We start from the raw sequence: 13172 nt of genomic DNA on the forward strand, positions 1-13172 counted from the left end.
ATGTCGAGAAAGGCGCTCGTCCACCGGACCGGCGCACTCCGGATCACTGCCGGTGGGCGGCCCCGGGCAGGCGCCGCCGGAGCGCGGAAAGGGCAGGGAACGGCAATGCGGGAACCCCGTGTGATCCCCGGCCTCGCGGCCCGGCCCGGACTTCCCGTCGTCCCGCCCGCAGCGCGCCGCTGGCAGCTGGTCGTCCCGGTGAAGCCGCTGCCGCTGGCGAAGAGCCGGCTGGCGCCGGCCACCGGCGAGCACCGCGGAGAGCTCGCGCTCGCCTTCGCGGTCGACACCGTGAGCGCGGCGCTCGCCTGCTCCCGGGTGGACGGCGTGCTCGTGGTCACCGACGATGCGGCGGTCCGCGCCGCGGTGCGGGCCGCGGGTGCGGAGACCGTCGGCGATGTGGGCGGCGGCCTCAACCGGGCGCTGGAGCACGGCGCGGTGCATGCCGCGCGGCGCCGCCCCGGTGCCGGGATCGCCGCGCTGTCCGCCGACCTGCCGGCCCTGCGCCCCGAGGAGTTGGACCGGGTGCTGGCCGAAGCGGGCGCCCACCGCCGGGCGTTCCTCGCCGATGCGGCGGGCATCGGCACGACCCTCCTGGCCGCCGCGCCGGGCATCGCGCTGGCCCCGGGCTTCGGGGGCGCCTCGCGCGCCCGGCACCGCGCTTCGGGGGCGTATGAACTCGGGCCGGCCGACGTCGACTCGGTACGCCGCGACGTGGACACTGGTGCGGACCTGGCCCGGGCGGTCGAACTGGGCGTGGGTCCGCGCACCTGGGCGGTCCTGCCGCTGCTGACCGCAGGCTGCTGAGCGCCGGCGGCCGCCGCGGGCCGAGGACGCTGCGGGGGCGCTGCGGGGGCGCTGCGGGGCGGGTCTGCAGCCTGCGGCGGCTACGCTCGGGGCATGCAGGGAACCGTGCACACTTTCGACGCCGCGACGCGCTCCGGCACCGTGCTGCTCGACGACGGCACCGCGCTGGCCTATCCCGCTTCGGCGTTCGACGCGTCGGGGCTGCGGCTGCTGCGTCCGGGCCAACGCGTACGCCTCAAGGTCGAGGGCGAAGGACCGGAACGGGCCGCGGTCTTCCTGACCATCGCCACACTCTCCGACCCGTTCGTGTGAACACCCGTACGGCCTAAGCCTGCTCGGCGGCACCGGGACCGAACAGGCCCTGGCACGGGGAAAATCAGCGCGTGGACAACCGAAGTCGCCGCCTAGGCCGGTGGATCGGCGCCGCGCAGGGCGAACTCCGGTGCAGATACGGGAAACCGGCGGGTTCCGACGCCAGTTCCCTTGCCCCCGCGCAGGGTTCATTCCGACTGCGCGGGCCCTGCGCCGTACGAAAGAGCACCCGTACGGCCGCAACGCGCCTGAGGGGCCTGGCGGCCCCGCACGGCCCTGTGCGGCACCGCATGTGCGCCAGCAGACCATATCCGCCCGCACCGGGGCTCGTACGGCCGCTCCAGACCGGGAAATCGGCTCCCGGACCGGTGCGCGGCCCGGCCGGGCCGCGAACGCGCGGGTCCCGCACCGTGTCTCCGCGGAGCGCAAGCTTCACTCCTGCCGGGGCCCACGAACACCCATGTGGCGCAACCGGAGTAAGCCGTCGATCGGTGAACCCCTCGGTACCGGACCGGATCCGCGGGCCGGTCGAGCGACGAGCCGCACTGCGGGCCACCGGGTCCCGGTCGGGGTCTCGCGGTCGCCCCGGGTGGGCCGGAACCGCCTGCCGCGGCCGCCGCGGCCCCTGTGGCGGGCGTGGCGGGCGGCGGCGTGCCCTCGGCTTCCCGCAGGCCTGAAGCGGGAGTTCTCCCCCTCCCGGGCCGGAACGCGCGACGGGCCGGACCCTCGGGGAGGGTCCGGCCCGTCGCGCTTTGCCGCAGTTCCGGCTCGGGTCCGGTCCGTGCTTCGGACCGTCGCCGGGGACCGATGGGGATCCCGGTGCTGCAGGACCTCGGGTCGGGATCCGCGTCGGCTTTGGCGCGGTGGTGTTACTTGGCGGCGCGCTTGGTCGCCGTCTTCTTGGCCGTGGTCTTCTTCGCCACGGTCTTCTTGGCGGCGGGCTTCGCCGCGACCTTCTTGGCGGTGGCCGTGGCCTTCTTCGCCGGCGTCGCCTTCTTCGCGGCGGCCGTCTTGCGGGTCGCGGCCGGCTTGGCGGCAGCAGCCGTCTTGCGGGTCGCGGCCGGCTTCGCGGCGGCAGCCGTCGTCTTCTTCGCGGCAGCCGCGCGGGTGGTGGCCTTCGCCGCGGTCTTGCGGGCCGGCTTGGCGCTGCTGGGACGCGGGGTCGGGCTGGCCTTGGCGGCCGCGCTGCCCGACTTCGGCATCTTCTTGGTGCCCGAGGTCAGGTCCTTGAAGCCCTGGCCGGGACGGAAGCGCGGGATCGCGGTCTTCTTGACCCGGACGCGCTCACCGGTCTGCGGGTTGCGTGCGTAGCGGGCGGCGCGCTCGACCTTCTCGAACGAGCCGAACCCCGTGATGGACACGCGGTCTCCGCCCGCGACCGCGCGGATGATGGCGTCGAGGACGGCGTCCACCGCGTCTGCGGCGGCCGCACGGCCACCCAGTCGGTCCTGGACCGCCTCGACAAGCTGAGCCTTGTTCACGTCTTCCCCTTCGAAAACCGATGCCGTATCAGATAGTCCGGCATTGGGCACGCTAAGCGCCCAATTGTGCTGAAGCAATTACCGAACGGACGAATCACCCTTGTGTCGCAACGGATTACAGATCTCGGCGGTGTCCGCGGCTCCCGCGGCATCCTCGTCGAGCTCCTCCATGAGCTTGGTCAGACGCCGTGCGGCGTCCGCCAGATCGTGCTTTGCGGCATCGGTGACGACCAGGAGGCGGCGTACCAGCGCCACTTTCGCGCCGTCCGGTATGTCGAGCTTACGCACCCGTGCATGCGCCTCCTTCAACCGGGTGGCGAGTTCGGCGTATAGCCCGACTTCGTCAGGGCTGTCTGGATGCTGTGCTTGCTCCACACCGTGATTGTGACAGCTCATCCGACAATGAGCCTGTTGAGCCGGATCGGGGGAACCCTCTTGCCCCGTCCGGGAAAAGCCGGAAGCGGGGGGGGGGGGGGGGGGTCCGCCGCCGCCCGCACGCACCGGGGGCGCCAACCCGGGGGGGCCCGCCGGGGGTGGGCGGCCCCCCCCCCCCGCTTCCGCAAGGCAGTTGGCCTACCTCCGGGTTGCTCCCGCAGTGGCCGGATTTTGCGTGCCGGAAGGCCCGCCCGGCAGGGCTCGGACCTGCCCGAAGACCCGTCCGGAGAGCCGCTCGAAGGGGCTCAGACGCTCTGCGTGCGGGGCAGCCAGGACGGCCGGCCGGCCTCGAACGCGGTGACGTCTTCCTCGTGCCGCAGGGTCAGTCCGATGTCGTCCAGACCCTCCAGCAGCCGCCAGCGGGTGTAGTCGTCGATCTCGAAGTCGGCGACCACATCGCCCGCTCGGACCTGCCGCTCGACCAGGTCGACGGTGACCTCGACGGCCGGGTCGGCCTCGGTCAGCGCCCACAGGGCGTCCACGGTCTCCTGCGGGAGGACGACCGTCAGCAGGCCGCCCTTCAGCGAGTTGCCGCGGAAGATGTCCGCGAAGCGCGAGGAGATGACGGCCTTGAAGCCGTAGTTCTGCAGCGCCCAGACGGCGTGCTCGCGGGACGAGCCGGTGCCGAAGTCCGGTCCGGCGACCAGGACCGAGGCGCCCTGCCGGGCCGGCTCGTTGAAGACGAACTCCGGGTCCTTGCGCCAGGCCTCGAACAGCCCGTCCTCGAAGCCGGTCTTGGTGACCTTCTTGAGCCAGTGCGCCGGGATGATCTGGTCGGTGTCGACATTGCTGCGGCGCAGCGGGATGGCCGTACCGGTGTGCGTGGTGAACGGTTCCATGGCGATCAGACTCCTGCGGGCACGGCGGCGTCGAGGTCGGCGGGGGCGGCCAGGTGGCCCAGGACCGCCGTGGCGGCGGCCACCTGGGGCGAGACGAGGTGGGTGCGCCCGCCCTTGCCCTGCCGGCCTTCGAAGTTGCGGTTGGACGTCGAGGCGCTGCGCTCGCCCGGGGCCAGCTGGTCCGGGTTCATGCCCAGGCACATCGAGCAGCCCGCGTAACGCCATTCGGCGCCGGCGTCGGTGAACACCTTGTCCAGGCCTTCGCTGACGGCCTCGATGGAGACCCGGACCGAGCCCGGGACGACCAGCATGCGCACGCCGTCGGCGACCTTGCGGCCGCGCAGGATGTCGGCGACCGCACGCAGGTCCTCCATGCGGCCGTTCGTGCACGAGCCGATGAAGACGGTGTCGACCTTGATGTCGCGCAGCGGCTGGCCGGCGGTCAGGCCCATGTACTCCAGGGCCTTTTCGGCGGCGTTGCGCTCGGACGGGTCGGCGAACGAGGCCGGGTCCGGCACCTTCGCGGAGAGCGGCGCGCCCTGGCCCGGGTTGGTGCCCCAGGTGACGAACGGCGTGAGCTCGGCGGCCTCGATGACCACCTCGTGGTCGAACGCGGCGTCCTCGTCGGTCTTCAGCGAGGACCAGTACTCGACCGCGGCGTCCCAGTCGGCGCCCTGGGGCGCGTGGTCGCGGCCCTTCAGGTACGCGAACGTCGTGTCGTCCGGGGCGATCATGCCGGCCCGGGCGCCCGCCTCGATGGACATGTTGCAGACGGTCATCCGGCCCTCCATCGAGAGGTTCCGGATCGCTTCGCCGCGGTACTCGATGACGTAGCCCTGGCCGCCGCCGGTGCCGATCTTGGCGATGACGGCGAGGATCAGGTCCTTGGCCGTGACCGCGGCGGGCAGTTCGCCGTTGACCGTGATCGCCATGGTCTTGAACGGCGCCAGGGGCAGCGTCTGGGTGGCCAGCACGTGCTCGACCTGGCTGGTGCCGATGCCGAACGCCAGCGCGCCGAACGCGCCGTGCGTCGAGGTGTGGCTGTCGCCGCACACCACGGTCATGCCGGGCTGGGTCAGGCCCAACTGCGGTCCGACGACGTGCACGACGCCCTGCTCGACGTCGCCGAGCGAGTGGATGCGCACGCCGAACTCCGCGGCGTTGCGCCGCAGGGTCTCCAGCTGCACACGGGACACCGGGTCCGCGATGGGCTTGTCGATGTCGAGGGTGGGGGTGTTGTGGTCCTCGGTCGCGATCGTGAGATCGGTCCGGCGGACCGGGCGGCCGGCCTGGCGGAGGCCGTCGAAGGCCTGCGGGCTGGTCACCTCGTGCAGCAGGTGCAGGTCGATGTAGAGCAGGTCGGGCTCACCTTCAGCACGACGCACGACGTGTGCGTCCCAGACCTTCTCTGCGAGTGTCCGTCCCATCGCTGTCCCTCCGGTCGGCGTCGTTGCCGACTTTCCTGTGTCGTATTCCGCGGGAGCTCTGCGCGCTGCCCACCCGCAGCACCTGGCCCCGCGGTTCGAACTCTGCCACCAAGACCGTCCGATACGGACTTGCGTCTCGTCATCTGAGACGGCAATATCAGAGCATGGACAACTCTAGCGGAGTCGGCGTGCTCGACAAGGCCGCTGTCGTGCTGGCCGCGCTCGAAGCGGGGCCCGCGACGCTGGCGGGGCTTGTCGCCACGACCGGACTGGCCCGACCCACTGCCCACCGCCTCGCCGTGGCGCTGGAACACCACCGCCTGGTGGCCCGCGACATGCAGGGGCGCTTCGTCCTCGGACCGCGCCTGGCCGAGCTCGCCGCGGCCGCGGGCGAGGACCGCCTGCTGGCCGCCGCGCACCCGGTCCTCGCGCATCTGCGCGACGTCACCGGCGAGAGCGCGCAGCTCTACCGCCGCCAGGGCGACATGCGCGTCTGCGTGGCGGCCGCCGAGCGCCTCTCCGGCCTCCGGGACACCGTGCCGGTGGGCAGCACGCTGCCCATGAAGGCCGGCTCGGCCGCCCAGTGCCTGCTGGCCTGGGAGGAGCCCGAGCGGCTGCACCGCGGCCTGCAGGGCGCCCGGTTCACCGCCACCACGCTGTCCGGCGTGCGCCGGCGCGGCTGGGCGCAGAGCATCGGCGAGCGCGAGCCGGGCGTGGCCTCGGTCTCCGCGGCGGTCCGCGGCCCGAGCAACCGCGTGGTGGCCGCGGTGTCCGTCTCCGGGCCGATCGAGCGCCTGACCCGGCACCCGGGCCGCCTGCACGCGCAGGCCGTCATGGAAGCCGCGGCCAAGCTGTCCGACGCGCTGCGCAAGGCGCAGGTCGACGTCTGAGAACGCCACCGGCGCGCGTCCTCCGCGGAGGGCGCGCGCCGGGTAACGAGATGGTCACGTAGCGGTCAAGTGACCGCTCAGCCGCCGGGGCGGAAGGTCTTCCAGCCGTCGCCCCACTGCTCGTCGGCAGCCTCCGGCGCGGACTTCGCGGGCGGCTTGGCGGCGCCCTTGCGGACCGGCTTCGCGGGCCGCTCGCCGGCCGGGCGGCGGGCCGCCGGAATGCTCTTCGCCGCGTCCTTCGCGGGCTTGCGCGACTCGCCTGCGGCGGCCGGCGCCGGCTTGTTCACGACCGGGTTCCCGACCGGCGCGGTGGGCAGCGGACTCGGCGCGGTCATGGGGTTGGGCGGGACCGCCGGAAGCGGTGCTTCCGCTCCGGCTCGGCCTTGTTCGATTCCGTGGACGAAGCTGTCGAGCCGGCTCCGCACGTCCTTCGGATCGCGCGACAAGCCCATGGGAAGACCGGGGACGAGCCCCGGTACGGCGTCGACGGCGGCACCCGGGACCAGATTCGCCTGCGGCATGCGCCGCGGCAGCCCCGTGTGGGTCATGCCCTCAACCACCGGCTCACGCGAGGCCTGCGCCGCGCGCCGCCTGTTGTCGTCCACCGAACCCCCATCTCGGTCCGCCATGCCCGCGGCCGCGCCCATGATCGGCCGCATCTCGATTGGGCAACGGAATCTGTCGACCCGACAGTAGCAACGCCCGGGTTCGCATGGGGGTTCCGGGGTCGGCCACCGCGGACGTTGTCACCAAGCTGTGAAACTTGTCCCTCTGACAACATCCCGGCGCCGCCCGGACGAGACCCGGAACGGCGTGCGCAGCAGGCCCAGCGGCCGGGAATTCCACCGCAAATGCCGTCGGCGGAACGGTCCGGACACCCCGGAAAGCCCAGAAAACGGAAATCGGGCGGACTCCGGAGAGTCCGCCCGATCCACTGTCTCCGCCGATTACCGCAGGCGGGCCATCAGCGCGTGCTCGACGAGCGTGATGAGCGTCGACTTGGCCGATTCGCGGCGCCGCGCGTCGCAGCTGACGATCGGCGTCTCGGGACCGATCTGCAGCGCCTCGCGGACGTCGTCCGCGTGGTGCGTCTGCACACCGTCCCAGCAGTTCAGCGCGATGATGAACGGCAATCCGCTGTTCTCGAAGTAATCGATAGCGGGGAAGCAGTCCGCCAGGCGCCGCGTGTCCACGATGACCACCGCGCCGATGGCGCCGCGCACCAGGTCGTCCCACATGAACCAGAACCGGTGCTGACCCGGCGTACCGAACAGGTACAGGATCAGGTCCTCGTCCAAGGTGATACGGCCGAAGTCCATCGCGACCGTCGTGGTCCCCTTGTCGGGGGTTGCCGCGATGTCGTCGATGCCCTGGCTCGCGGAGGTCATGACCGCCTCCGTGCGCAGCGGGGCGATCTCGGAGACCGCTCCCACCAGCGTCGTCTTGCCCACGCCGAAGCCGCCGGCGACGACGATCTTCGCGGAGGTCGTGGAGGACCGCGGCGCCGGGACCGGTCCCGGGCTAGAGCTTGCGAAGTCCACTGAGCACCCTTTCGAGCAGCGTCACGTCCGGCTGCCCCTGGTCGTTCCCCGGCTGATGAATGACCACGAGTCCGGCCTCGGCGAGGTCCGCGACCAGTACGCGGGCCACGCCGAGGGGGATGGAGATCAGGGCCGAAATCTCGGCGACCGACTTGACCTGCCGGCACAGATCGCAGATGCGCTGGTGCTCGGGCAGCAGGCCAGGTGGGTTCGCCACCTGGGGCGTGGTGGTGACCAGCGCCTCCAGCGCAAGCTGGTAGCGCGGCCTGGTCCGTCCACCCGTCATGGCATACGGGCGTACCAGGGTCTCGTGGAAGTCCTGGTCCCCGTGATCGGACATCTCCGGATGCGTCATCGCGGCAAGGCACCTTGGAGTTCTGCGCGCAGGGCCGGGGTCAGCACGGTGCCGGCCCGGTCGACCAGCAGCGCCATCTCGTAGCCGATGAGGCCGATGTCGCACTCCGGCGAGGCCAGTACGGCCAGCGAGGACCCGTCGGAGATCGACATGATGAACAGGAAGCCCCGTTCCATCTCGACCACCGTCTGGGTGACGTGCCCGCCCTCGAAGATCCGGGACGCACCCTGGGTCAGGCTGGTCAGCCCGGACGCCACCGCGGCGAGCTGGTCCGCGCGGTCCCGGGGGAACCCCTCGGACAGGGCGAGCAGCAGGCCGTCCGCGGAGACCACGACCGTGTGGGAGACACCGGGGGTGTTGTCCACGAAGTTCGTGATCAGCCAGTTCAGGTTCTGCGCGGCCTGGCTCAACTCAGTCATGCCTGCTCCTGGTTGTTCTCGTCACGAGGCTGGGGGGCCATTCCCCCGGCAGTGCGACCCTGCTGAATGCCCCGGCGGAAGTTGGTCAGTCGGCCGCGGACGTCGTCGGGGGTACGCGACAGTCCGGGAGCGCCCGGCGGCGGAACCGGCGCCGCGCCACCGGGGGTGCCCGGTGCGGACGGTGCGGCGGGCCCGCCGGTGCGGGCACCCGGGACCGGTCCGGCGGCCTGGGGCGCGTTGCCCCCGACCCCGCCCGGCACCAGGTTGGCGCGCGGGACGCGGCGCGGCAGACCCGCACCGGTCGTTCCGCCCGAGGCGGGCTCGCGTGCGGCCTCGGCCGCCCGCCAGCCCTCGTCGCCGGCCGAGTACCAGCCGGACGGGGCCTGCTCCGCGGCCGGCCGACCCGGCTGCGCGGCAGGCTGCGTCAGCGGCTCCGCCGGGGCGGCGTGCGCCGCCTGGCGCAGCGGCTGCTGCGGGATGCCCTGCGTCTCGGCCGGTGCGGCCGGACCGGCGTGCGAGCGGCGGGGCAGCGACGCCTGCTGGGGCGCCTGCTCCGGAGCGCGCTGCGGAAGCGGCGGGTTGGTGGCCGCCGGCGACCGCCGGTCGAGGGTCTGCGGGTCGGGCGCGGCGGGCGACGCGAGGGCGTCGGGCGCCTCCGCGTAGTCCTCGGCACCCGGCCGCGAGGTGCGGACCTGGGCGGCGCGCATGCGGCCGCCGCGGCCGGTCCGGCGGTGGAACCAGTCGGACTCGAGCGTCTCGAAGATCGGCGAGCGCTCGTCCTCGGCCGCCATCGGCAGCGCGGGGGCGTCGAGCGCGTCGACCGGCTCGGGCTGCGCGGCCAACTGGCGTGCCTGGGGCAGCTGCTGGGGCGCCTGGCGGAGCGGCTGCGGTGCCTGCGGCGCGGCCGGCAGGCCCTGGGCACGCACCGGCTGCGCCTGGCCGAACTGGCCCTGCGGCGCCGGGCGGCCCTGGTCGGGCCGGGCGAACTGGCCGGTCTGGCCCTGCTGGCCGGGCTGGCCCGCCTGACCCGGCTGGCCGCCGTCGCGGTACAGGGCCCGGGGGTCCTGCTGCGCGGCGCGGCCGTCCGCGGGCTGCCGGCGCTCCGGCATGCCCGGCTGGCGCAGCGCGGGCAGCGCGTCGCCGGACTGCGGGCGGACGCCGCCGTTGTCGCCCGGCTCGGGGCGGCGCTGCGGGGCCTCGTAGGCGGGCACCTGCGCGGGCGGGGCGACCGGCGACAGGCTGTCGTACTCCGGCCCCGACCACGCGGTGGCGCGCTGCGGGTCGACGGCCGGCTGGGCGCCGGTGTCACCACCGCGACGGGGCAGGCCGGCGCCGCGGTCGTTGCCGCTGTGCTCGGCCGGCTCCTGGTCGAAGCGCGGCTGCTGGTACGGCTGTTCGTAGTCCGGCCGGCCGAAGCCGCCGGTCTGCGGCGCGGCGTAGTCGGCCTGGACCGGCTGCACCTGCGTCTGGTCGTACTGCGGCCGGTCGTAGAGCGGCTGCTCCGGCTGCGGCTCCGGGGCGCCGAACGGCGACGGGAACTGCGCGGTGCCGCCGCCCGCCGGGCGGGCGTCGTCCAGTCCGCGGGGGGACTGCGGGGACACCGGCGCGAACGGGTTGTCGGCGTCCGACTGGGCCGGGAACGGCGTGCCGGGGAACGGGGTGTCGTGCGTCGCGGGCCCCTCGGCGAAGGCCGAGGCGGGCTCGTACGCGCCGGGCTGCGCGGGCACCTGCGGGGCGCCGCGCTGCGGCAGCGGGCGCGGGGGCTCGCTGCGGCCCGCGTCCGGACCCGGCCGCTGCGGACCGGCCGCGGCGGCGGGCAGCGCCTGCATCTCCTGGGACGAGGTCAGCGCGTCGGGCTCCCAGCCCGGCGCCACGGCCGGACGGCCGCTGTTCTTGTCCCAGTTGCCGCCCGGGCGGTCGCCCTGGATCAGCTCGATGGGCAGCATGACCAGTGCGGTCGTGCCGCCGCCGTCGCCGGGGCGGAGCTGGACGCGGATGCCGTGCCGGGTCGACAGGCGGCCGACCACGAAGAGGCCCATGCGCCGGGATATGGAGACGTCGACGACGGGCGGCCTGGCCAGGCGCTGGTTGGCGTCCGCCAGGTCGTCACCGGTCAGGCCGATGCCGTTGTCGTGGATCTCGATCAGCGCGCGGCCGTCCGGGAGGATGTGGCCGGTGACGCGGACCTTGGTGTGCGGGCTGGAGAACGTCGTGGAGTTCTCCAGCAGCTCGGCCAGCAGGTGGACGAGGTCGTTGACCGCGCGGCCGGCGATGTCCGTGGTGGGCAGCGCGCCGAGCTCGACGCGCTCGTACTGCTCCACCTCGGACGCCGCGGCGCGGAGGACGTCGACCAGCGGGACCGGGCGGGTCCAGCGGCGGCCCGGCTCCTCGCCGGCGAGGACCAGGAGGTTCTCGCCGTTGCGGCGCATGCGGGTCGCGAGGTGGTCCAGCTTGAACAGGTTCGCCAGCTGGTCCGGGTCGGCCTCGCGGTTCTCCAGGTCGGAGATGAGCGCGAGCTGGCGCTGGATCAGGCTCTGGCTGCGGCGCGACAGGTTGACGAACATCGAGTTGACGTTGCCGCGCAGGAGGGCCTGTTCGGCCGCGAGGCGGACCGCTTCGGCGTGCACCGCGTCGAACGCGCGGGCCACCTGGCCGACCTCGTCGCGGGAGTGCACCGAGATGGGTTCGACGGTGAGGTCGACGTCTCCCGGTTCGGATTCGGAGAGGCGGCGGACCGTCTCGGGCAGCCGCTGCTCGGCGATCTCCAGGGCGCTGCGGCGCAGCGTGTTCAGCGAGCGCACCAGCGAACGCGCCACGATGACACCGAGGATGATGGTGAAGAGCAGCGCCGCGACGACGAGGATCGTGTTGATCAAGGCTTCCTTGCGGGCCTCGTCGCGCAGTTCGTCGGCCTTGCCGAGGAGCAGGTCGCCCATGGTGGTCTCGAGCGACATCAGCGCCACGAGCTTGCCGGACGACATCTTCCACCAGGCTTCGGCGCTGAAGTCCGGCATGCCCTTCGCCAGCGGGCTGTTGCTGCTCTTGCCGGCGGCGTCGGTGGTGACCATGGCGTCGCGCATCTGGAGGAAGTACGCCGCGACGTCGCCGCTCTTGCTGACCCGGGTGGCTTCCTCGTACGCCTTGACGAGTTCCTCGGGCGCGATGCTCTTGAACGCGCGGATCGCGTCGCCCTCGCCGGCGTTGAGGGCCTTGAAGCCCTCGGGAGCGTCCGGGAAGACGTCGGCCGACCTGGAGCCGTAGGCCGCACCGGCCGCGCGCTGCGCGGAGGCGTACGCCTTGAGCTCACCGAACAGGCCGAGTGCGCGGGCCCCCTGGATCAGGTTGGGGTCGCGGGTGATCTCGGGCGCCTGGCGATTGATCGCCAGCAGGTTCTCGATGATGTCCTGGTACTGCTTGATCGTGATGAACGGCATGCTCGAGTACGCGTCCTTGCGGACCGACCCGAGCGCGGCCATCCGGCTCTCGATCGTGTTGACCGTCGCCTTGATGAGCGGCAGGTCTTCCAGGTCCATCTTGGCGACCGCGGCGCGGAAGCGCTCGTACTGGTCGTTCGTGCGCTTGTAGTAGTCCTGGACCGTCTGGTTCCCCTTGGCACCGGGTTCCTTGGTCAGGATCGGCGCGGTGTTGTCGCGCTCCTCCTCGAGGACGGCCACGAGCGTCGTCGACTGGTCGATGACGTCGCCGGCCTTCTGCACGACGTCCATCTCCCGGGTCTTGTCGACCGAGGACTGGATGCGCAGGCCGCCGAGCAGCGCTGCGACGACGACCGGCAGCAGCAGCAGCGCGGTGATGCGCGTGCGGATGCGCCAGTTCTTGATGGAGAACAGCAGTTTCAACCGCGAAGGAGCCGCGGGGGCTCGACTGGCGGTGAGTTCCTGGGGTGGGCGCATGTCTGCGGGCCCGACAGCGGCCGGGGCTTCCGCGGAGTCCTGCTGCCTCTTCCGACGTCCCTGCACTAGCTTCGCAACCTCTTGTGACCAGTCGTTGACCCGCCAGGATCGGCGAGGCTTGTGTGCGGAGATCCCGGACGGGACCGCGCTTGGGAACCACCCCCGTGGTCGCAGGCATTTCAGCACAGCCCAAGGGCCGCAACAAGATAGCGGGGTCCGGAAAAATGCTGATAGCGGAGAACTGGGCGAGACAATCCGTTCGCCCGATCTTGACCCGTTATTACCGGTCGTATTCGGACAAAAGGACCCAGGTTTGACGGGAATCCATAGAGGTGAACATCACAGGTTCGCCTGGGAACCCGATTACTCCGTGCACCTGCAACAGTACCGTGCGTATAACTTCGGCAATCCTCGGCATCGAAGGCCGGGAACTGCGGATACCGACGCACGTAACCATCAGTAACCTTGATATTCAAGTGGACGCGCAGATTGCCCGCGCAGTTCCGATCGAATTCGAAGGGGCGGACGAGTCCGACATGAGCCTGAGCACCCACCGTACGAACACTGCGAACCCGCGTCGTACGCAGCTCGACACCGTGCCGGTCCGCCCCGAGGGGCTCGACGAGGACACCACGCCGGCCCCGCTGGAGACCGGCCCGACCGCCAACCCGCGGCGCACCAACCTGATGGAGCTGCAGGGCTGAAACCGCGGCGCTCCGCGCACGGGGGCCGGGATAGCCTGGGAGCGGCCATCCGCT

Annotated in this window: 12 protein-coding genes and 1 pseudogene; 4 read left to right on the forward strand and 9 right to left on the reverse strand. The window is 72.5% G+C overall.

All coding sequences use genetic code 11. The features are described 5' to 3' along the window. Positions 1-105 precede the first annotated feature (105 nt). Both cofC and LZ495_RS15385 read left to right on the forward strand, forming a co-directional pair. Positions 106-804: a 2-phospho-L-lactate guanylyltransferase gene (gene cofC / locus LZ495_RS15380; RefSeq protein ID WP_235052754.1), complete on the forward strand. Its 699-nt coding sequence runs from the start codon at positions 106-108 to the stop codon at positions 802-804. A 93-nt stretch (positions 805-897) separates the two neighbouring features. Next, a complete protein-coding gene (locus tag LZ495_RS15385; protein WP_235052755.1) occupies positions 898-1116 on the forward strand; it encodes a cold-shock protein in 219 nt (72 codons plus the stop codon). An 869-nt stretch (positions 1117-1985) separates the two neighbouring features. Here the strand turns inward: LZ495_RS15385 and LZ495_RS15390 are convergent. The 4 genes from LZ495_RS15390 to leuC all read right to left on the reverse strand — a co-directional run bounded on the left by LZ495_RS15390 (position 1986) and on the right by leuC (position 5298). Continuing rightward, complete coding sequence (locus LZ495_RS15390) at positions 1986-2597, reverse strand: HU family DNA-binding protein (RefSeq protein ID WP_235052756.1); 612 nt, start codon at positions 2595-2597, stop codon at positions 1986-1988. A gap of 78 nt (positions 2598-2675) precedes the next feature. Then, a complete protein-coding gene (locus tag LZ495_RS15395; RefSeq protein ID WP_235052757.1) occupies positions 2676-2993 on the reverse strand; it encodes an SCO5555 family protein in 318 nt (105 codons plus the stop codon). 284 nt (positions 2994-3277) lie between these two features. Next, positions 3278-3871 (reverse strand): 3-isopropylmalate dehydratase small subunit, encoded by a 594-nt coding sequence (gene leuD / locus LZ495_RS15400; protein WP_235052758.1) that lies wholly within the window; start codon positions 3869-3871, stop codon positions 3278-3280. 5 nt (positions 3872-3876) lie between these two features. Then, positions 3877-5298: a 3-isopropylmalate dehydratase large subunit gene (gene leuC, locus LZ495_RS15405; protein WP_235052759.1), complete on the reverse strand. Its 1422-nt coding sequence runs from the start codon at positions 5296-5298 to the stop codon at positions 3877-3879. Between the two features lie 164 nt (positions 5299-5462). Between leuC and LZ495_RS15410 the strand changes: the two genes are divergently transcribed. Further along, positions 5463-6188 (forward strand): IclR family transcriptional regulator, encoded by a 726-nt coding sequence (locus tag LZ495_RS15410; protein WP_231778302.1) that lies wholly within the window; start codon positions 5463-5465, stop codon positions 6186-6188. Between the two features lie 77 nt (positions 6189-6265). On the opposite strand, the gene LZ495_RS15415 is transcribed toward LZ495_RS15410, so the two are convergent. The 5 genes and pseudogenes from LZ495_RS15415 to LZ495_RS15435 all read right to left on the reverse strand — a co-directional run bounded on the left by LZ495_RS15415 (position 6266) and on the right by LZ495_RS15435 (position 12414). Next, complete coding sequence (locus LZ495_RS15415; RefSeq protein ID WP_235052760.1) at positions 6266-6736, reverse strand: hypothetical protein; 471 nt, start codon at positions 6734-6736, stop codon at positions 6266-6268. 399 nt (positions 6737-7135) lie between these two features. Next, complete coding sequence (locus LZ495_RS15420) at positions 7136-7729, reverse strand: GTP-binding protein (RefSeq protein ID WP_235052761.1); 594 nt, start codon at positions 7727-7729, stop codon at positions 7136-7138. Next, positions 7710-8036: pseudogene (locus LZ495_RS15425) on the reverse strand (DUF742 domain-containing protein); the annotation flags it as partial. The gene LZ495_RS15420 and the pseudogene LZ495_RS15425, both read right to left, overlap by 20 nt. Positions 8037-8080: 44 nt before the next feature. Further along, entirely contained in the window at positions 8081-8503 is a 423-nt protein-coding gene (locus LZ495_RS15430) for a roadblock/LC7 domain-containing protein (RefSeq protein WP_231778306.1), read from the reverse strand. Continuing rightward, positions 8500-12414 carry a nitrate- and nitrite sensing domain-containing protein gene (locus LZ495_RS15435; protein ID WP_235052762.1) on the reverse strand — a complete coding sequence of 1305 codons (3915 nt, stop codon included), beginning with the start codon at positions 12412-12414 and terminating at the stop codon, positions 8500-8502. Before LZ495_RS15435 ends, LZ495_RS15430 begins: the two co-directional genes overlap by 4 nt. Positions 12415-12890: 476 nt before the next feature. On the opposite strand from LZ495_RS15435, the gene LZ495_RS15440 reads away from it, so the two are divergent. After that, positions 12891-13118, forward strand: coding sequence for a hypothetical protein (locus LZ495_RS15440; RefSeq protein ID WP_235052763.1), 228 nt, complete (start codon positions 12891-12893; stop codon positions 13116-13118). Positions 13119-13172 lie beyond the last annotated feature (54 nt).

Source organism: Yinghuangia soli (genome assembly GCF_021502675.1).
Taxonomy (GTDB): Bacteria; Actinomycetota; Actinomycetes; order Streptomycetales; family Streptomycetaceae; genus Yinghuangia; species Yinghuangia soli.